The 20,667-nt window shown below is 51.5% G+C and carries 17 protein-coding genes and 1 riboswitch; of the genes, 7 read left to right on the forward strand and 10 right to left on the reverse strand.

The window, feature by feature from the left end; all coding sequences use genetic code 11:
• Positions 1-12 precede the first annotated feature (12 nt).
• The gene (locus tag ABNV41_RS09130; RefSeq protein WP_050818511.1) at positions 13-1,467 is read right to left on the reverse strand and encodes an NAD-dependent succinate-semialdehyde dehydrogenase; all 1,455 of its coding nucleotides are present in this window, start codon (positions 1,465-1,467) and stop codon (positions 13-15) included.
• Positions 1,468-1,552: 85 nt separating this feature from the next.
• Between ABNV41_RS09130 and ABNV41_RS09135 the strand changes: the two genes are divergently transcribed.
• Positions 1,553-2,863 (forward strand): MFS transporter, encoded by a 1,311-nt coding sequence (locus ABNV41_RS09135; RefSeq protein ID WP_196332586.1) that lies wholly within the window; start codon positions 1,553-1,555, stop codon positions 2,861-2,863.
• A gap of 14 nt (positions 2,864-2,877) precedes the next feature.
• On the opposite strand, the gene cobU is transcribed toward ABNV41_RS09135, so the two are convergent.
• Entirely contained in the window at positions 2,878-3,432 is a 555-nt protein-coding gene (gene cobU / locus ABNV41_RS09140) for a bifunctional adenosylcobinamide kinase/adenosylcobinamide-phosphate guanylyltransferase (protein ID WP_050818513.1), read from the reverse strand.
• Positions 3,433-3,493: 61 nt separating this feature from the next.
• Here cobU and cobT point away from each other — a divergent pair, with 61 nt between their 5' ends.
• Both cobT and cobS read left to right on the forward strand, forming a co-directional pair.
• On the forward strand, positions 3,494-4,543 hold the full coding sequence (gene cobT / locus ABNV41_RS09145; RefSeq protein WP_050818514.1) for a nicotinate-nucleotide--dimethylbenzimidazole phosphoribosyltransferase: 1,050 nt from the start codon (positions 3,494-3,496) through the stop codon (positions 4,541-4,543).
• On the forward strand, positions 4,540-5,373 hold the full coding sequence (gene cobS, locus ABNV41_RS09150; protein ID WP_050818515.1) for an adenosylcobinamide-GDP ribazoletransferase: 834 nt from the start codon (positions 4,540-4,542) through the stop codon (positions 5,371-5,373). Before cobT ends, cobS begins: the two co-directional genes overlap by 4 nt.
• Here cobS and cobD read toward each other — a convergent pair.
• Positions 5,370-6,488, reverse strand: a complete 1,119-nt coding sequence (gene cobD, locus ABNV41_RS09155; RefSeq protein WP_050818516.1) for a threonine-phosphate decarboxylase CobD — start codon at positions 6,486-6,488, stop codon at positions 5,370-5,372. The two genes, cobS and cobD, sit on opposite strands and share 4 nt — an antisense overlap.
• Here cobD and cbiB point away from each other — a divergent pair.
• On the forward strand, positions 6,487-7,476 hold the full coding sequence (gene cbiB / locus ABNV41_RS09160) for an adenosylcobinamide-phosphate synthase CbiB (RefSeq protein WP_050818517.1): 990 nt from the start codon (positions 6,487-6,489) through the stop codon (positions 7,474-7,476). The genes cobD and cbiB overlap by 2 nt on opposite strands.
• Positions 7,473-8,111, forward strand: coding sequence for a 5,6-dimethylbenzimidazole synthase (gene bluB, locus ABNV41_RS09165; RefSeq protein WP_050818518.1), 639 nt, complete (start codon positions 7,473-7,475; stop codon positions 8,109-8,111). The genes cbiB and bluB overlap by 4 nt, the downstream gene beginning before the upstream one ends.
• Before the next feature lie 14 nt (positions 8,112-8,125).
• Here bluB and ABNV41_RS09170 read toward each other — a convergent pair whose 3' ends face one another.
• The 7 genes from ABNV41_RS09170 to ABNV41_RS09200 form a co-directional block, all read right to left on the reverse strand.
• Positions 8,126-9,646, reverse strand: a complete 1,521-nt coding sequence (locus ABNV41_RS09170; protein ID WP_349935102.1) for a cobyric acid synthase — start codon at positions 9,644-9,646, stop codon at positions 8,126-8,128.
• Positions 9,647-9,660: 14 nt separating this feature from the next.
• A complete protein-coding gene (gene cobO, locus ABNV41_RS09175; RefSeq protein WP_349934614.1) occupies positions 9,661-10,287 on the reverse strand; it encodes a cob(I)yrinic acid a,c-diamide adenosyltransferase in 627 nt (208 codons plus the stop codon).
• Entirely contained in the window at positions 10,284-10,898 is a 615-nt protein-coding gene (locus tag ABNV41_RS09180; RefSeq protein ID WP_087651756.1) for a histidine phosphatase family protein, read from the reverse strand. The genes cobO and ABNV41_RS09180 overlap by 4 nt, the downstream gene beginning before the upstream one ends.
• A gap of 110 nt (positions 10,899-11,008) precedes the next feature.
• A complete protein-coding gene (locus ABNV41_RS09185; RefSeq protein ID WP_050818522.1) occupies positions 11,009-12,370 on the reverse strand; it encodes a cobyrinate a,c-diamide synthase in 1,362 nt (453 codons plus the stop codon).
• On the reverse strand, positions 12,367-15,831 hold the full coding sequence (gene cobN / locus ABNV41_RS09190; protein WP_050818523.1) for a cobaltochelatase subunit CobN: 3,465 nt from the start codon (positions 15,829-15,831) through the stop codon (positions 12,367-12,369). Before cobN ends, ABNV41_RS09185 begins: the two co-directional genes overlap by 4 nt.
• Positions 15,832-15,850: 19 nt before the next feature.
• On the reverse strand, positions 15,851-16,903 hold the full coding sequence (gene cobW / locus ABNV41_RS09195; RefSeq protein WP_050818524.1) for a cobalamin biosynthesis protein CobW: 1,053 nt from the start codon (positions 16,901-16,903) through the stop codon (positions 15,851-15,853).
• The gene (locus ABNV41_RS09200) at positions 16,900-17,328 is read right to left on the reverse strand and encodes a DUF1636 domain-containing protein (RefSeq protein WP_050818525.1); all 429 of its coding nucleotides are present in this window, start codon (positions 17,326-17,328) and stop codon (positions 16,900-16,902) included. Before ABNV41_RS09200 ends, cobW begins: the two co-directional genes overlap by 4 nt.
• Before the next feature lie 178 nt (positions 17,329-17,506).
• Positions 17,507-17,744, reverse strand: a riboswitch (cobalamin riboswitch).
• Positions 17,745-17,898: 154 nt separating this feature from the next.
• On the opposite strand from ABNV41_RS09200, the gene ABNV41_RS09205 reads away from it, so the two are divergent.
• Positions 17,899-18,417, forward strand: coding sequence for a MarR family winged helix-turn-helix transcriptional regulator (locus ABNV41_RS09205; RefSeq protein WP_050818526.1), 519 nt, complete (start codon positions 17,899-17,901; stop codon positions 18,415-18,417).
• Positions 18,407-20,644 (forward strand): FUSC family protein, encoded by a 2,238-nt coding sequence (locus ABNV41_RS09210; protein WP_050818527.1) that lies wholly within the window; start codon positions 18,407-18,409, stop codon positions 20,642-20,644. The genes ABNV41_RS09205 and ABNV41_RS09210 overlap by 11 nt, the downstream gene beginning before the upstream one ends.
• Positions 20,645-20,667 lie beyond the last annotated feature (23 nt).

A 20,667-nucleotide genomic window follows, 5' to 3' on the forward strand; every position in this document is an offset into this window, starting at 1 on the left:
AAGACTGAAGCCTTAGAAAGAAGGCTTTTCATGAAGAGCAGATACCAGACGTGTAATGGTATGTGCTTTTAGGGCTTCTGGCCCACCTTCCGTGCCATATCCGGAATCTTTCATGCCACCAAACGGCACTTCCGGCACGCCAATGCCATGATGATTAACGGCAACCATGCCGGCTTCCAGCTTTTCACCCAGCAAGCGTTCCGTGCGTTCACAACGTGTGTAAACATAAGCTGCCAAGCCATATGGCAAACGGTTGGCTTCCGTTACTGCATCAGCCAGATCAGAATACTCATCCATAATGGCAATCGGACCAAAAGGTTCTTCCTGCATCACCCGCATTTCCAGCGTTGGTTTCAACACCAATGTGGGTGGGAAGAAGCATCCTTCATTTGGCATGGAAATATCAGGCTGCCACAGCTCCGCACCTTTCTGGCGGGCATCAGCCACCAGTTCGGTCAATGCCTTTACGCGGCGCTCATTCACCAATGGCCCCATGGTCACGCCTTCATCCAGACCATTGCCGATCTTAAGCGCGCTCATCTGGGCTTTGAATTTTTCAATAAATGGCGCTGCAATTTCCTTGTGTAAAAGGAAACGTGTGGGAGCAATGCACACCTGCCCGGCATTGCGGAACTTGGCTGCTGCCAGACGTTCGGCAGCGGCATCCAGATCTGCATCCGGGCACACAATAACCGGACCGTGGCCGCCGAGTTCCATGGTTACTGGCTTCATCTGCGCACCAGCCAGCGCTGCCAGATGCTTGCCTACAGGTGTAGAACCCGTGAAGGAAATTTTACGCACAACGGGGTGTGCTATCAGATACTCAGAAATTTCTGCTGGCACACCATATACCAGAGAAACTGCACCTGCCGGAATGCCGGCATCACAGAAGCACCGGATCAGCTCTGCCGGAGAAGCAGGCGTATCTTCCGGGGCCTTTACAATAACCCCACACCCTGCACCCAAAGCGGCACCTAGCTTGCGGGCAATCTGGTTGATGGGGAAGTTCCACGGTGTAAAGGCAGCCACAACACCTACAGGACGGTGCAACACGCGCTGTTCCACATAAGGCGCACGCGGTGGCACCAGTTCATCGTTCAGGCGGCGGCCTTCTTCACCGAAATATTCAATAACACCGGCAGCGCCCTGAATTTCGATAATTGCCTGAGCAAGAGGTTTGCCCTGCTCCTCACTCATAATACGGCCAATCTGCTCTGCCCGTTCACGCAGCAGATCTGCCGCCTTGCGCATAATCACAAAGCGATCCCACGCCGTAAGGTTACGCCATGCCTGGTAACCTACCTGCGCACCCGCAACCACTTTTTCTAGATCAGCCTTGGAAGCATGGGCTACCTGCCCAATAACCTGACCCGTAGCCGGATTGGTTACTGGAATGGTACGACCATCTGCCGCATCTTGCCATTTCCCGGCCACCAACAGCTGCGTGCGTATTTCTTTTTCTGACATCTACATCTCTCAAGCAGAACGGGCAGACATCCACCATGGAGCCTTTGTCCGGATTTTTTTTGCTGACACCATTTTATGTACTGCCATGCAAGAAAAAAGAGGTCTATACACCCCAGCGCATAATGGCTTCCTGCCCGGCTCAGTTCCATCCGGCAGGGCTATTATCCCTCAAACCCTCAGTTGTATCAGTAGAAAGCCCATGCTTTTCAAAACCCTGTCCGGTCAGACAATCATCGGGCTGTGCGCCTTGTTTGCTGCCACTTTTACGGCCATTACCAGCGAAGTTGCCCCCGTAGGGTTGCTGATAGATATGGCGAATTCCTTCCATATCACAGAAGGTAAAGCCGGTCTGGCAGTCAGTGCATATGCGCTGGTTGTGGCGCTGGCGGCGGTGCCGCTCACCATTCTTACAGCTAAAATCAACCGCAAGACACTCATGCTGTGGGCTCTGATTGGCTATATCGCGTCTAATCTCATTGCCGCTTTGGCGCCCACCTTTGCCATTTTGTGCTTAGGCCGTGCGGTGGGCGGGGCTGCCCATGCGCTTATGATGTCCATTGTTTCTGCTTATGCAGCGCATCTGGTTCCCCCTCGTATGACAGGACGCGCCATTTCCTTTGTATTTGGCGGCACATCTTTGGGGTCTGTTCTGGGGGTACCCGGCACTGCCGCTATTGGACAACTGGCAGGCTGGCGGGTTTCCATGATGGTGGTTACAGGGTTGGCCGCTATTCTCACCGTATGCATCGCGTTTTTTCTGCCCAAGGTCGAAGCATCTTCCAGTTCCGTGCATCTTCCTTCATTCCGTACACCAGGTGTTGCACGGGTTTTTGCGGTGGTGATTGCCGTAAACACATTGTTCTTTCTGGGGCATAACCTTTTGTACACCTATGTTTCACCATTGCTGATGTCTCATGGGTTACCAGAAAGCGCGCTGAGTATCGCCCTGTTGATTACAGGTGGCGTGAGTATTCTTGGATTATGGGCTGCCGGACAGATGGTGGATTCCAGACCAGCTCTCGGGTTGCTGGTAGCTGGCCTGATTACCGCGTGCGGTATGGGCTCGCTCTGCGGTTCTCTCCTTAGTGGGTGGAGCGCTGTTGCTGCTGTGGGCCTGTGGTGCGCAGGTTACGCTGCTCTTATTCCGGTTATTATGTCTGGTGCTATTCGCAGTCGCGCCACAACGGCTGATATTGCCGGTGCAGCCGTAAACGCCAGCAGCAATGTGGGTATTCTGTTCGGGTCTGCCGCTGGCGGCATGATTTTAAATACCGCTGGGCTTTCTGTTTTGCCGCCTATGGCCGTTGGCATTGTTATAATGGCCACAGCACTAGGGCTATGCAGCCCCGTTGCCTTCCCCCGCGTGCTGCATGATCATTCTGAATCCGAAAGCTGATAGAGAGCTAATGCCTATAAGGCTTTCCCCTTAAGCACTAATGGCAGCCCGGCTGCCACAAACACAACCTGCCCTGCCTGCGCCGCTATTCGCTGGTGCAGGCGCCCTGCCTCATCCCTAAAGCGGCGGGCCAAGGCATTTTCTGGCACAATTCCCAACCCCACTTCATTGCCTACAAGAATGGTGGGAGCCAAGCGCTCTGGCAACACTTCCAGCAGGCGGTGTGTTGCTTCCTCAATATTTTGGTCATCCAGCAACATATTGGTCACCCACAAGGTCAGGCAATCCACCAATACAGGCAAATGCGCATAGGTTTTTAACACCCATGCAATGTCAAATGGCTCTTCAACCGTTTGCCATCCCTGTTCTGTTCGGCTGGCCTTGTGGTGTTCAATCCGTTCCTGCATTTCTGCATCAAACGCTCGACCTGTTGCCAGATAGATCCATGGAGATGGCAAGGCAGTTAGCATTGCTTCAGCTAAACCACTCTTTCCTGAACGGGCGCCCCCCAAAATCAGAACAGTGCCCTGCGTCCCTGTTTCTGTTGGATTGAGAGATAGAACACTCATGCTATATGCGCCTCACCATTTTTGTTTGCTTACATCCTTATAACATCACAAAATCAACGATATGCCATCATCTCCTTCTTTTTCTAACGCGCCGCTCTGCCTTGGTTCCATGCAGGAACTCAGAAACCTATGTAGCAATTTACCGCAAGCAGATAAGGCTGCCCAAAACGCCATTGCACAGCGTGAGCAGCAGCTTACCAAGCCCGAAGGTAGTCTTGGCCGCCTTGAAGAACTGACAAGCTGGCTAGGCGGTTGGCAGCAACGTGCCACACCACAACTGGAAAATGTGCAGGTCTTGGTTTTTGCGGGCAACCACGGAGTAACGCGGCAAGGAATCTCTCCTTGGCCTTCTGATGTTACAGCTCAAATGGTCAGTAATTTCCGTAACGGAGGGGCTGCTATCAACCAGATAGCCAGAACGGTTGGGGCATCCTTGCACATTATTCCTGTGCATGATCTGCAACCTACAGCAGATTTTACGCATGCAGCTGCCATGACAGAGCAGAATTTCTTGCAAGCTGTCACGCTTGGCTACAATGCCGTTTCATCTGACTGCGATCTACTGTGCCTGGGCGAAATGGGCATTGGAAACACCACAACCGCAGCAGCTTTGGCCGCAGCCTTGTTTAAGGAAAGCGGCACTATCTGGGCCGGGCGCGGAACCGGTGCAGATGATGCAGGATTAAAGCGCAAAGCAACTGTTATTGACGCAGCACTTACCCTGCATCAGCACGCATCTTCTGATCCATTGGAAACCGCACGTTGTGTTGGTGGATACGAACTGGTAGCCACATTGGGTGCCACATTGGCTGCCAGACATAAAAACGTACCCGTGCTGCTAGATGGCTTTGTTTGTACGGCAGCCGCTGCACCTCTTGCGCGGTTACATCCTGATGGACTGGCCCATACCTGTCTTTCGCACTGCGCTACCACAACAGGACAAACGCATCGCCTTGCTTCCTATCTTAAATTAGAGCCCCTTTTGGGATTGGGACTGAGGTTGGGTGAAGGCTCAGGCGCTGCTCTCGCTGTTTCCATTTTACGTGCAGCACTCGCCTGCCACACAGGTATGGCTACTTTTGCAGAAGCCGCTGTAAGCCAGAAAACATGACCTCTTCTGGCTCCCTTTCCATATTAGATAGATTACGGTTGCATTTGGCCTGTGGGATTGGGCTTCTTACCCGCATACCTGTGAATTGGCTGTTACCTGCTGCTTACCAAAATAGTTCTGCTTCTTGGCCCTTGGCGCAATCTATCTGGTGTTGGCCTCTTGTTGGCATGGGCATTGGAGTATTTACCGGGGGATTGTCCGCAACATTACAACTGAGCCACATTCCGCCCCTTGCAGCAGCAGGCATAGCGTTAGGAGCGCAAGTTCTTATAACAGGCGGCTTACATGAAGATGGATTGGCCGATACCGCCGATAGTTCTGGTGGCATAACCCCTGAGCGCAAGCTGAAAATCATGCGTGATAGCCGCATTGGCAGTTACGGGGTGCTGGCTTTGTGTTTGGCAATCTTGATACGCGCGGGCGTGCTTTCATCCATACATTCCATCGCGCTGGCTTGCCTGATATGTGGGCTTGCTGGATGTTTGGCACGTGGCGCGTTTTTGGTTGTTACAAAAACAGTTCCACCGGCCCGGCCAGATGGTCTGGCACGCTCGCTTTACCCCTTGCCACGCAACAATCTAACAATCGCTATAACGGGCGCAATCTGCCTTAGCACTTTGCTGACAGTATTTTTAATACCCGTCCCGCTTACAACGGCATGTGTACTAACATTTATAGCGCTTCCTTTTTTGCTGGCTTTGGCTACCGCCTTACTGATAGCCCAATATGCAAAACGCCAACTTGGTGGCTATACAGGTGATATTCTAGGAGCCTGCGCTGTTATTACAGAATGTGTAATTATGACGGTATTATCAGCGCTTTTTTATTAAAGTGCACACCAATCCTGCAAAGCTGCTTCCAACCTGTGCCATTGCTGTTCGGATGCAGGCAAGCCCATGCGCAGCCACTGGGCATTGTACGGGAAAATCCGGGTTACAATTCCTTTCTGGCAAAGATGCTGCCATAAATCTGTGGCCTGTTCGCATTCTACTAGCTCAAACAAAACAGCTTGGCCTTTGTGGTTTAATCCTGCTGTGGTCAGTAATTTTTTCAAACGAGAACTTGCAGCGCGCAGTTTGATTGAAGCCTGCCTTAACCATTCTCTATCTTGCAGGGCTTGGCACCCAACTGACAACCCAATGGTGCTCACAGGCCATGATCCCAACAGATCCCGCGCATATGAAGCTATGCTAGGTTGAGCCAACAAAAACCCCAGCCTAACCCCCGGCAACCCATATGTTTTGCCAAAAGAACGTAAAACAAGCAACGCAGGGTGCGGCAATGCAAACGCAACACTTTGGCCAGTAATATCTGCAAAAGCCTCATCCACCACCAACCAACTTCCCGCAGTCTGGCAGGTATGAGCCAAATCAAGCAGATGCGAAGCCTGTATCAAACGCCCATCAGGATTATTGGGGTTACATACAACGCAGACCGTATTTTTTTGCTGTGCTGCCAATTGTAAATCAGCAAAATCAGATACTTCTGAAACTGAAATGCCGTTCTGCTGCCATGCCTGCACATGCCCGGAATACGTTGGCCCCAATATGCAGGCCCGTTCTGCTTTCAGCACCCTTGGCAACAAAGCAATCAGGCTCTGGCTTCCTCCACCAGCAACCACCATGCGAGCGTCAGAAACGCCATATGCTGTAGCAGCAGCATGCTGTAACGCCGCTTCTTCTGCCTCTTCTGGCAATGTGTGCAAAGCAGATAGATCGGGCAATTTTGCTGGGTAAGCAAAGGGACTGATCCCTGTAGAAAGGTCTACAAACGGTTGCGGTGCATCTGCAAACATCTGCATAATTTTTTGCACTTGCCCGCCATGTACAGGAATATAGCTTGGTGCTGATGATGTTTTTGCGGGCGACACAGAAACTACAGATGCCTGTTGCAGCGGATACCCCTTGCCTTCTTGCCGCTTTTCCCGCACGCCTGCATCTGCCATGCTGCTTTATCCTTTTTCTACAACCCTACCCGTTGCCGCTATAGCTGCGGGGCTAGAAGCCTTATGCGGATATCCTGCACCGCTGTTTGCTACAATAAGCCACCCTGTTGTGTGGATTGGCTTCTTGATAAACAGGGTGGAGCAGACGTTCAACCGGCCTGAATGGTCAGATACCGCACGCCGGATATCCGGTTTGTTCACGCTTTTGCTGCTTGTTGGTATTCCTGTCGGGCTGACGGTACTGATCCTCCATATTGGTTATATGCTTTTACCTGCAGCTTTTATGCTTGGTGTGCAGGCTGTAGCCGCATGTACACTAGTGGCTCAGAAGTCTTTATGGGTGCATGTCAAAGCAGTGGCCACGGCACTTCAACACAATGGAGTGGAAGGCGGACGCAATGCGGTAAGCCAAATTGTGGGGCGCGATACATCTGTGCTGGATGAAACCGGCGTTGTGCGTGCAGCCTTGGAAAGTCTGGCAGAAAACTTTTCCGACGGCATTGTCGCCCCATTATTGTGGACGGCATTACTCGGCTTGCCCGGAACTGTCTTTTATAAAGCCGTTAACACGGCAGACAGCATGATCGGCCACCTTAACCCTCGTTATGCAGCATTCGGCATGGCTGCTGCCAAAATGGATGATCTGATTAACCTGCCAGCTTCCCGCTTGGCCGCATTGTGTATTCTGCTTTCCAGCCCCCCAACACACTGGCGCACAATCTGGTCCGCCATTTGGCGAGATGCGCGCCGCCATCGCTCCCCCAATGCAGGATGGCCAGAAACAGCTCTAGCCACGGCTCTTGGTGTAAAATTTGGTGGTCCCCGCAATTATGCAGGCACCATAGTAGATGATGGGTGGATTGGAGAAGGCACCACAACTGCTACCCTGCATGATTTGGAACACGGCCTTACCCTTTACCGCAGAGCGTGTGGTATTCTGATAGGTGGGTTGCTGCTGGCCGCTATTGGCTGCATGATAAAGCCATGACAGCACCTTTTTTCTCACCTTCTTTTCAGAACCAATTAGAGCAACTGCTTATATGGCGGCGAGATGTAAGGCATTTTCGCACAACACCCCTCCCAACCCCCGTCCTGGATGAACTGCTGGAAACGGCGTGCTTGGCACCCTCAGTCGGGTTGAGTGAACCATGGCGCTTTGTGCTGGTAAATGATTCTCGCCGCCGCGATGCTATTCGCCAGAACTTTATGCGCAGCAATACGCAGGAGCTGGAAGGGCGCGAAGGAAAAGATGCGCAACGCTATGCTCGGCTAAAACTTGCCGGGTTGGATGATGCTCCCCACCATATTGCTGTATTTTGCGAAACCAACCCCGAACAGGGGCGTGGGCTCGGCCGGGCCACTATGCCGCAAACCACCACGTGGTCTGCTGTTATGGCCATTCATACTTTTTGGTTGGCTGCCACTGCACGCGGCGTTGGGGTAGGATGGATTTCCATTCTTAACCCGCAAGAAGCACATGCCGCTTTAAGTGTTGAACCCAATTGGCAGTTTCTTGCCTATCTATGTGTTGGCTTTCCTGAACAATATGCCAACACGCCTGAACTGGAACGCCGCGGGTGGGAACAACGCAACCCAGCCAGAAGGCGGTGGATTCAACGCTAAGGCATGTCATTTTATCAAATACCAGTTGGCACAGAGGCCAGCCGCAACACGGCATCAAGATCAATATGTTGTTCCAGATGATCAGCTAACGCATCCAATGCCTGTTCGACACTTTGATCATGGCACATCGGCAAATCTGCGCCAGCTGTATTCCATACGCCATCTGGCTGAAATGCAGCCCCACATACACGTGCCAGCAAAGCCATACGTGCGGCGCGATGGTTGAAAATACCGTGCAAATAGGTACCCCATACACGCCCATTGGTAGAAACGGCACCTTCGGGTTGGTTATCCAAATAAATCAATGGGTTTTGGCAATCTGAACCTGTTGTTTGCCCCACATGCATTTCATATCCAGCAACTTTACGACCTTCTATTGCCAGTTTTCCTTCCTTGTGTTCCAGACTTTTATCTCGGCTTAAAACTGTATCAATTTTTAACAGCCCCAAGCCTTCTGTCTGCCCTACTGCTCCTTCTGTTCCATAAGGATCAGCAACAGTCTTACCCAACATCTGGTAACCACCACAAATCCCCATCACATAGCCGCCATTAGCTACGTGTTCTGCAATCTGCTTGTCCCACCCCTGCTCTTTCAAACAGGCAAGATCAGATAGGGTTGCTTTTGATCCGGGCAATATAATCAGATCACATTCTGGCAAAGTCTGGCCATGTTTAACCGGAATAAGGTGCACACCGGGTTCTGCATAAAGTGGGTCTAAATCATCAAAGTTCGCGATCATCGGCAAAAGAGGCACGACAACACGCAACGGAGTATTTTGATTTAATTTTGTTTTTGAATTCTTTTCTACATACGCAAGTTTTTCATCCAGATCAGCCGCATCTTCTGCTGGCAGGCTTCTCACTTCTGGCAAATCCGGTACAAGCCCTAATGGCTGCCATCCTGTGCGTTCAGCAATAAACTGCATCCCAGAAGCAAATAATGTTGGATCACCGCGCATACGGTTTACAATAAACCCTTTAATACGTTGGGCATCTTCCTGACTTACAACAACCTGTGTGCCAACAAGGCTGGCAATCACTCCGCCTCTATCTATATCCCCCACAAGTACAACCGGTGCGTTTACAGCTTCTGCAAACCCCATATTGGCAATATCATGTGCTCGTAAATTGACTTCAGAAGCAGACCCAGCACCTTCTACCAAAACCAGTTCTGCCTTGGCCGCAAGTTTGGAAAAGCTTTGTAAAACAGCCGGCATTAAAAATGCTTTTCGGCTCTGATAATCCCGCGCGTGCACTGTTTCTTCAATATGCCCTTGCACAACAAGCTGCGCGCCTGTTTCCCCTTGTGGTTTGAGCAAAACAGGATTCATATCCACGCTTGCAGGCACGCCACAGGCACGCGCCTGCAAAGCCTGAGCACGCCCAATTTCACCACCATCCCATGTTACTGCAGCATTATTAGACATGTTTTGCGGCTTAAAAGGTAACACTCTCAAACCGCGCCGCGTAAAAGCCCGCGCAAGGCCTGCAACAAGTGTTGATTTGCCTACGCTGGACCCGGTGCCTTGCACCATCAGAACGCGAGCACTCAAAACTCTATGCCTTCCTGCGCTTTTACGCATGCTTTAAAATGGTGTTTCACCAATGTCATTTCTGTTACCAAATCAGCCGCTTCCAGCATGGCTTCCTTGGCATTGCGGCCTGTTACGGCAACATGCTGGCTTGCGGGGCGTGCGGAAATATCTGCCAACACCTGTTCTATAGGCAGGTAATCATATCTGAGTGCAATGTTTAGCTCATCTAGAATAACCAGCCCAACATCCGGGTTTACCAGTGCTTGCTGTGCAACACGCCATGCACGCTGGCACGCAGCAATATCTCGCGCTTTATCCTGCGTTTCCCATGTAAAGCCTTCACCCAGAGCGTGCCATTCTACCAGATCTTCAAATCGCTCCAGCGCCTTGCGCTCCCCCGTATGCCAAGCCCCTTTGATAAACTGGATCACAACAACACGCCGTCCATATCCGAGCATCCGCAAAGCCAGACCAAATGCTGCAGTAGATTTTCCTTTTCCGGCACCTGTATTTACAATCAACAGGCCTTTTTCCACTGTCTTGCTGGCAACTTCTTTATCTTGCACAGCTTTGCGTTTTTGCATTTTGGTACGGTGATGCTCTGCATCCTGTGCTGATGCTGGCTTTTGCGAACTTGTCATACCTGGCACGGTTCTTTCTTTTTATGATGTTTCTGAAAATCTGCTTCAGTTGAATGAAAGTCGCTCTTGTCACCTACCATGAACAAGCGCGCAAATCCCTGCGGCATAGAAGGTGCAAGAAGCTGCGGTTTATAGCCGCCTGCAAAGGCGCTAAGCAGCCTTAGCGGACCCCCATGCGATAAAACACATACATTTTCTTCACGCTGACACACTTCGCGCCAAAAGCTTTGAATTCTCTGATGCAGATCTTGCCCACTTTCACCTTCTGGCGGTGCAAAACCTGCCGGATTCTGTGCCCATTCATCCAGCAATGTGCGGTCTATATCCTGCCAACGCACACCTTCCCACCTACCAAAATTCAATTCCGCCAACCGATGATCCACGCGCAATTCCATACCTGCGCTTTGCGCCAAACGCTGCGCCATCTGCCAACATCTTTGCGCAGGAGAACTGTATAGAACCTGGCACGCAGCACCTTTTGCAAGAACAGAAAGCCCAGAAACGATATTCTCCCACCCAGGTTTGAGAGCAACATCCTGCCTGCCATAACAAACGCCCTGCGCAACCTGAACAGGAGCATGCCTTACCAGCAACACGGGAAAAGATCGCATTTCAATATCTCCTTCTCACCGCCTGCCCCAGCTTTATCAGGACGGCAGAGCACTTTGTGCATACCTTGTTATCACACAAATTTCCGCGTTCGTTTTTGCATATGCTCTTTTCACAAATAGGAAGAGTTCAAAATATTCTGATTGGAGCACCGCGCCAGAACATGAAAGAATGACCCGGAAACCAAACCACGCTGACCACCACACACACCAAGGGATGTACCATCACCTGCTGCCAAATCAGCCAGTGGTGCATCATCACCTGTTTCTGTGACTGTAGCATAATGGAATTCGTGCCCACGCAAGCGTGTACCTGCACAACCCAATACGTTATCTGCCAGTAATGTGGCTTCACGATAGCCCAAATGCAGCTTCCGATGCGCAAAAGATGTTACATGCCCTAACAAACCTGTCATGGAATGTATTTGCCCCTGCGCATCTTCTAATGCATGGCCCAAAACCATATAGCCCCCGCATTCTCCATGCACTGGGTGCTTAAGCGCAAAATCCTGCAACCCTTTTTTAAAGTGCTCTGCCTGCGCTACTTGGCCTGCGTAAAGTTCCGGATATCCTCCGGGCAACCAGCAAGCATCACAAGAAGCATCTGGGGCCTGATTGGCCAAGGGAGAAAACGGCACCAATTCCGCACCCGCTTGCCGCCAGAATAAAGAAAGATGCCCATATAGAAACGAAAAAGCGGCATCATCCGCCACGGCAATGCGTTGCCCCGGAGGAGGAATACACGCCTTTGCCATGGATACCTGATCCACTTTCCGCTCAGCCAAAGGCGCTGCCGCTTCTAAAATGGCATCCAAATCCAGTTCACGCTCTGCCTTATCTGCAAGGTCAGATAACCACCCTGCCAGATTGCCGTGCTCACGCGCCTGCACCAGCCCTAAGTGCCGTTCTGGCAATACCTCACCCTTTTGGCGCAGGAGGGCACCACAAACAGGCAGATCCGCCATAGCCACAGCAGAGCGCGCCAAACGCTCGTGCCGTTCGGATGCAACGCGGTTTAGTACAACACCATGCACCTGCACAGCATCGGACCACCGTGCAAAACCTTGTGCAATTGGCCCGACAGATTGCCCCTGCCCGGAAACATCCAGCACCAACAAAACAGGAATACCAAATAGAGCTGCGATATCAGAAGGCGCGCCACGTGCACCCTCTGGCGCCATCAATCCATCAAATAGCCCCATGGCAGATTCCACCACAACTACATCTACATCTTTGGCAGCGGCATCCATAATGCCAGCCAATAAATCTGTAGGCATGCACCAACTATCCAAGTTCAGAGGTGGGCGATGTGTGATAGCGGCATGAAAAGCGGGATCTATATAATCCGGCCCAGTTTTAACGGCCCCAACCCGTAACCCACGACGCTGAAAGGCTGCCAGTAACGCAAGCGTAACCGTTGTTTTGCCACCACCAGAGCGAGGGGCCGCAACCATGATAATACGAGGGGCTTTCATGCCTTGTTTTCCTCATCCAAAACACAAGCCACACTATTTCCCCGTGGATGCCACAAGCCTCGCCGCCATGCATCGGCAAAGCGTGCGCGCATCGCTTCCCGTGCTGCTGGGTTTTCCTGTTTCAAGAATGCATCACACACGGCATTACCTAAGGTTTGGTCAAAAACTAGATCAAATTGCCTATCAAAACGTTGGGGCAACGTGGCCGCAAATCCGTGCAACGCATCTAGCCCGCGCGCCATTTCTGCGGCCCCTGCGTATCCGTGCTGCTGCATGCCATAAATCCATTGCGGATTAGCCAACCGGCCGCGCACAATACGCGCCACTTCCTGCGCTGCTGTACGCAAGCGGGGCATATCCGGCCGAGATGTATCTCCATGCAATATAGTTGGCATTGCCCCTAATGTAGCCGCGGCGGCAGAAAGACCACCTTCATGCGCAGCTATATCCGGGCTTTCTAAAATATCGGTTTCTGCATTATCCTGCACATGCAGCACAGCTTCTGCCTGACCAACCAAATTGGAAAGCGCCTGCATATCCTGCTGGCCATCCCTGCCACCACCATATGTCCAGGATGATCCTTCCAGCCAAGCGGTTCCGAGTTCCTGCTTATTGCCCCAAGCGCCAGTATTCAGGCGTTCCTCAACACCTGTGCCGTAATTACCAGCCGCAGCCCCAAAAATACGGGCCGTGGCACGCTTTCGGGCCTCTCCTTCCAGCCCTTTGACAGAAGCTGCCAGATGGTTCCATTCAGCCGGTTCATTTCGTTGGGCAACAGCAGTCACAGCTTGATCAAACAGGGCTATCTGATCTGCAAAAGCATCCCGAAACAAGCCAGAAACACGCAAAGTTACGTCCACTCTTGGCCTGTCCAGCAATGGCAAGGGAATAATTTCAAACCCGCACACATGCCCTGTACTGGCAGTGCGCTGCACTTCCACCCCCATAAGGCGCAAGGCAAGCGCCATATCCTCGCCGCCCGTACGTAAACTGGCAGATCCCCACATATCCATAACAATATGCGTCAGATGTTCACCCTGTTCCTGTAAATGCCTTGTCAGCAACAGTTTTTCCATTTTTTTGGCCAGCACCATGGCCGAGGGTGTGGGCAATGCACGTGGGTCCACCGTAAACAGATTACGCCCTGTTGGCAGCACATCTACGCGCCCGCGGGTTGGGGCTCCTGCTGGGCCAGGTGCGACAAAACGCCCACTTAAGGCAGCAAGAAGCGCCTGAGCCTCTGCTTGTCCACTTTGCATGATTTTATGCGCGACATTAGACGTAAAAGCAGCATCTCCCTGCCGCCCACAGGCCTGCGCAATAATTTGCACCAGTTTTTTGGAATGTGTAGCTGGTTTGCCAAAAACATGCAGGCCATCACGAATTTGCAGATCTTTTACATCGCACAAATAAGCATCAAGCCGTGCAAGTGCTTCTGCTTCATCCAATTCTCCGGGGCGCACGCCACTTTCGGCCAACATACCCGTACGTATGGCTTTATCCAGAATATCAGCACGCAACAAAGCACCGCGACGAGGATCCAGCCCATCTGCCTCAGCATATTCATCAATCAGGCGTTCGAGTTCCTGCGCCTCTGCCGAAAGTTCAGCCTGCATAACAGGGGGCGTCATATGGCCAATAATAACCGCACCCAAACGCCGGCGTGCGGTCGCAGCCTCGCCCGGATTATTAACAATAAATGGGTAAATAACGGGTAAATCACCTGTTAATACGGTTGGCCCACAAGATGGAGATAACGCCACAGCCTTACCGGGCAACCATTCCAGTGTGCCATGCGTACCTAAATGCACCATGGCATCAAGCTTTTTCACATGCTGCAACCACAAGTAAAACGCAACATATGCATGGCATGGCGGTGTATCTGGATCATGATAAAGGGCTTTACGATCAGCGGCTGCCCCTCTGTCTGGTTGCACAGCCAGAGAAATATTCCCCAGCTGAATGTAACACAGGCAAAAAACACCATCTTTTACATTGGCATCCTGTTCAGGGTCACCCCATGCTGCACAAACAGATTGCACAAAAGCCGGATCTAAATCTGCCAAAAGCTGACGATAGAGCTTTGTATCAAGAACAGGCTTTGAGTAGCTATCAATCAAAGCAGCAGCAAGAGCTTTTGCATCAGGAGCATCTTCTGCTCCTATATTATAGCCTGCATGATGCAAGAATGTGAGAATGGAAGAGGTTGATGCAAAACCATCCAATCCCACAGCATGCGCTATATGCGCTCCAGATTTTTCTAGCCCCGCGCCTGGATAATCAGAGAGAATAATAGATATTTTCTTGTCTGATTGCGGAATTTTCCGCAATCTAGCCCATGCAATTGCACGGCCTACCACCAACTTTATACCTGGTTTATAAGGATCTCTGAACGCAGGCTGCCCGGGCTCAGCATCCTTTCTGAAAGAAATTGGAAAAGTTGCAATTGTGCCATCCAACTCTGGCAAGACCACTTGCATGGCCATATCTGCCCGTGCCAAACCACGTGGGCTTTCTTCCCACAAAGCCTGTGTACATCCCGGCTGCAAAAGTTGCAGAATAGGCGCATCAGCCACATCCAATGGTGAAAAACCATTCTGGTTTCGTGCAGAAAAGCACGTTGCATCCAGAACAACATCAGGTTTTGCAGATTGTAGGTAATGGCTTACATCTTTGGAAACGGATGGGTCCTTTAAAGATGTAACATACACAATCTCTACAGTGCAGCCACGTTGTGCCAGTTCTTCTGCCAGACTTTCCGGGCCTACCACATCCCCTACCAGCAAATGCGCGCGATACAGAAGTATGATCGCTTTTATCTGGAGTTGCGCCTGAGCGGCAGCAGGAGAATAAGAGCGATACACACCCCATGCTGGCAATGCTTTGGGTTGTGTTCCCTTATCTTCCTGCATACCCGCAAGAGCAGACATGAGCCCTAATGCCGCACAGATGTTATCTGGGCCACCTTGCTGGAAAAAACCATTTAAGCGCGCGTAATGTTCAGCAGAAACGGTGGAAAGTTCTGCCAGCCGCCTATCTCCTCCTATATGTCCTACTTGTTGCTGCGCATCAGAGCTATGGCTTTGCAAAATATCACCGGGTAACAAAGCTAGCGGCACACCCGTTTCACGGCTCCATGCCGCCAACTCTTCTGCCCCATAGCGCCAGTAATCCAAACCACCCAGCAACCGCACGACAACGCAGCGCGCTTTTTGCAATGTGGTTTCAATATACAGATCAATCGACATAGGGTGGCGTAACCGTGCAAGGCTTGTAACCTGCAAGGTAGGGCGCAACGCGCTTCCTTCAGTTTGTGCACGTAAGAGAGCTTCTGCATGGCGCAGGGCCAGAAGATCGCTTTCTGTAAAAGAAAGTACAACCAGATCAGCTGAAGGAAGATTAAGATCTTCCGCCACTTCCTGTTCATCAAGCGTCCGGTTTTCCCGCACCAAGAGATGCATAAGCTCACTCCGTCCTTAATCAGGCCGTTACCAATGTACCGCCAAGCGCCTTGGCTATGGCCGGAGCCTCCAGCCCCTTTTGCCCAATCACGACAATGCGGCCTTCCCGTCCATCATTGGCAGCAAGAGGACGATCAAATTCGTGCCGAAAACGCGTTCCCACACCCTGCACTGCCAAACGCATGGCCTTACCTGCCACTGCAGCAAAACCTTTCATGCGCAGCACATCATAACGGCGTGCTGTATCCTGCAAGAGCGTTAAAAACTGCTCCACACTCTGTTGCTCAGGCACACGCACCACAAAACTTTCGAAGTCATCATGTTCGTGTTCGCCATCTTCTGCATCATGATGGGAAGGACGAGCAGCCAGATCAGCTTCTGCCGCAGCTCCGATACCAAGCAATATGGCAGGGTCTACCTTGCCCTCCGTAGCACGTACAATCTGCACAGGACGCGGTGCTGTGTGGCGGATTTCATCTTCAACACGTGCGAGTGCATCTGCATCAAGCAGATCTGTCTTGTTCAACACCACAAGATCTGCAGCGTTGATCTGATCTTCAAAAACCTCCGCCAAAGGGTTGTCATGATCCAGGGATGGATCTGCCGCACGCTGTTGGGCAATAGCTTCCGGGTCATCTGCAAAACGACCAGCGGCTACTGCTGGTGCATCCACTACGGTTATCACTCCATCAACAGTCATACGGTTGCGCACTGTTGGCCACCCAAAGGCCTTGAGCAATGGTTTAGGCAGCGCCAGACCTGATGTTTCAATCACCACATGTTCTGGCGGATCAGCCCGATCTAGCAGGGCTTCCATTGTTGGCAGAAAATCATCTGCTACCGTGCAACACAGGCAGCCATTGGTCAGTTCGACAATATCATCTTCCTTGCAGCCTTCCACGCCGCACCCGCGCAGAATTTCTCCATCAATGCCAAGAGAACCAAATTCGTTCACCACCACGGCAATGCGGTGCCCTGCTGCACGCTGCAGAAGATTGCGCAAAAGGGTTGTTTTGCCTGCCCCTAAAAAACCAGTGATAATGGTTACAGGCACGCGAGATGCGAGTGTCATGAAGGCTCCTGTTCATCATAAAGTTGTGCGGGAACACGCCCCAGCACCATATTGGAAAGAGATGCCGGACGGCGCGAAGGCATGACCGTGCCCCGCGCGGATTTTGCATAGAGTTGGGCATACGCCAGAAGATCTTCTGCTTTTTCAGCACCCAGATGCCCTAATAACCATGTCCAACGCTCTGGCATGGCAATGGCTGCAGTGCATCCGCGATCACAGGCAGCCAGACACTGCACCTGACGCAACAGAACCGGAACTTCCTGCCCAGCAGCTTCTGCTTCCTGCACCAAGGTCTGCAAACGTGCATACAACTGGGCACCCGGCGGCTGATCCATGGCAGGCCCACCACGCCGACATGTGACACACACATGCAAAACCGGGCGATTCTGAGGTGATTTTTGAGAAGAATCGGACGCTTCGGCCATGCTGTATCCCTGAAATAACTACCATTCTAAAAGAACGGCTGCTTGAAAAGGGGTGCAGATACCCGGCGCCCCTGCCCAGAGATGACAGAAGAAATGCACCCTATGGTGCATCTATGCCTGCCGGGCACCCCGCCAGCAGCAACGCCAGAACTTAATAATTAAGGCCCGCCTATATGCTTACGCATAAGGCACCAATGGCAGGTTTCCTGGCTTGTACCCACATATGCTCTCCCTTACAGGCCAGAACATAAAACAGCGTTCCCTACCTTCCCAGCCTGTACGTAGGCCAGTGGCACATTGGGCCAGAAAGCCCATACGGAACACCATGGATAACTTACAGTTGCGGGGGCAGCGACGGCCTTGCACCGTTCTTCCCTTTTCATCCCGTAAAGGACACCATTAGCCCGCGCACAATGCGCATAAGCGGCCTTTGCTTTCAACCCGCAGTTTTAGCCCTGCAACTTTAAAAGTCTGCTGATCTGAAACAGGATTGAGGCTTCACGCTAATGTTCCTGTGCTTTGCAGCCTTATTTCCATTATTGACGCGCAAAACAGCTATGTTATATTCGTATGAATATACTTTATATGTCAAATATTCTTTCGCTAACCAATGAGGATTCCATGACCTCCCCACGCGTTCTGCCCACTCTGGATGAAACGCGTTTTTCAGACATGGCGCTTACCTTCCGCATTATGCGGTTAGCCACCGTCTGGCGCACGCAACTGGACCGGGCCTTACGCCCGCATGGCATGACATTGGCCAGCATGCGCCCGATGGCTTATTTGATGATGATGCCCGATGGCGCCACGCAAAGTGATCTTGCAGCCGCCATGAATGTGGATTGCTCGGCACTGGTGCGTATTCTTGATTTGCTGGAAAAACAAAAGCTGATCACTCGCCTGCAGGATACGCGGGACCGGCGTGCCAAAAAACTTGTGCTTACTTCTGCTGGGCAGGAAAGATGTACGCTGTTCCATACCATTGCAGCGCAACTTGAGCAGAACGTTAGCCAGAACCTTACAGAAGATCAGGTACGTAGCTTAATTCATGATCTGTCCTGCATGCTGGAAACGCATCATGAACGCTAGATCTGAGCACAACAGTCATACGCTTTTTTCCCTTAACACTCTGTTATCCCGCTGCTTACCGGCCTTTTTTTCTGATGAAGCCCAATGGAATGCTTTTAAAGCTACCGCAGGTTATTCTGCCCGCGTGTTTTTGTGCATTGGCATTGCCGTTTTTCTGGCATTTATGTTCCAGCTTCATTCCCCCCTCAGTGCAGCCACAACTGTTCTTATTGTGGCAAACCCAACTGTAGGGGCTATGGTTTCAAAAAGCGTATGGCGTGTTATCGGCACAGTTATTGGGGCTGTTATTAGCGTTGGCATTATGGCTGTGTTTGTGCAGTCTCCCGTTCTGTATTTTGCAGCGCTTTCTGTTTTTGTAGGTATAGCCTGCATGGTGGCCACGTTTCTGCGCTTCTTTCGTGCCTATGCTGCCGTGCTAACCGGTTATACAATTGTTATTATTGCTGCACCCGCTTTTGCAGACCCAGACAATATCTTTCTTTCTGCAATGGGGCGCTTATCTGCCGTGGTAACAGGCGTGGTGGTAACAGCCTGCGTCTTTATGGTGACAAGCCCGCGCAAACCCAGCGCGGTGATGGAAAAGCTGGGAAACGCTTTTCGGGATACCATTCTCCATGCAAAAAACTTTCATGCACAGGAAGGCCTTTCCGCCACACCGGAAGAACATGCGGTAGAAGAAAACAACCCATCTGAAACCACAGATACCGCAACCACAGGCACAGCATTCCGCAGCCTGCCACAACCCCTTTATGATAGCCGCAGCCGCCTTCTGGCAGGTATGGCCGGTTTAACACCAGCCATAGAATTTGCTGCTGCAGATGACCCAGATATGCAGGCCCGTATTTCTAACCTGCGGCTGGCTCTCAACCGTTTAACCGGGCTGATTGTCAGCTATCATCCCTATTGGTTAAACCTCTCTTTGGTGGATGCACAATCACGCCCCGTGCATCAGCATGTTGCCGAAACATTAGAGCACATTCTGCATCTTACAGAGCAACCCGGTTGGCTGGAAAACCCCGCACCAGTTTCTACCTGCCTGCATGATTGCCTGAAAAATCTGGAACAACTTTCACGCAATAATCCGGCACCCGGCTTGCTGGCAACACTAGATAATACGCGTGATATTCTGGTGCAGATAGATCTGGCCCTGTACGATTTGACGAGCTTGCGCCGCGATCGTGAATCCTCTTACACGCGCCAATATCTGGAATGGCCGGTTGCCTTGCGTAATGGTGTGCGTGGCATGTTTATTGCGCTTCTGGCTGGCATGTTATGGTATGTTTTCCACTGGAGCGCAGGCCCTATGCTGATCCTGTATGTGGTGGCAGCCTCCAGCCTGCTTTCAACGGCACCCTCTGCTGGCAAAGCAAGCCCCATGATGGCAACTGGGACGATGTTAGCCGTGCCTATGGGATTTTTATGCCATTCCCTGTTTTTACCCCGCATAGATGGCTACCCGCTTTTATGGCTGACGCTCTGCCTGTTTCTGCTGCCCGGTGTATGGCTACAATTTCACCCACGCTACAGCATTGGTGCATTTGGATATGCGGTGTTTTTCACCATGCTGCTCTCTATCAACAACCCTATTGTTTATAATGATCTGGCACTCACCAATAACTGGATGACCATGGTGGCCGCCTGCGTGCTTCTGGTGCTGGTTTTCCGGGTTATTTTACCGCCAGATCATCGGCTGGATGCTGCACGGTTAGTTTCTTCCCTTACCCGTAGCCTGCAACAACTCGCTCTTTCCCATAGCCGCAAGCCGGTGCAATGGATTGCATGGGAGGGTCTTCAACTCCAGAAAATTACGCGGTTGATGATGCGTCTTTCCTTTATTCCTTCCGGTATAGACAGGCAGGGATATACAGATGCAGCCTTTGCAACACTTTCCCTAGGAAGGCTCATTTTACGCCTGCGTTGGAATGCAGAACACGTAAAACTCAACACACAGGCGCGCTCTGCTCTTGAAAATGCCTTAAAAGCCTTTGCCATGTTGCGTCATACACCATTAGCTACGGCAGATGCTTTGGAACAGGCTGCCGCCATTATTCATGCCACAACCACAGAGCATGAAGGTGCCTCTCTTATGCGGGATAGAACCATATCCTGCCTTATGCAGGCTGCCGGTATTATCCGCGCCATACCAGGATTTTATGATAAATACGGCCCCATCCATCGCTCTATAGATGAAGCTGGCGCAGATGCATCCGTTTCTACGCTGGCTTAGTGGTGGTGTTATGGAATGAAATA

Origin of the sequence: Acetobacter sp. A11-2 (assembly GCF_040208445.1) — a bacterium.
Classification (GTDB): Bacteria; Pseudomonadota; Alphaproteobacteria; order Acetobacterales; family Acetobacteraceae; genus Acetobacter; species Acetobacter oryzoeni.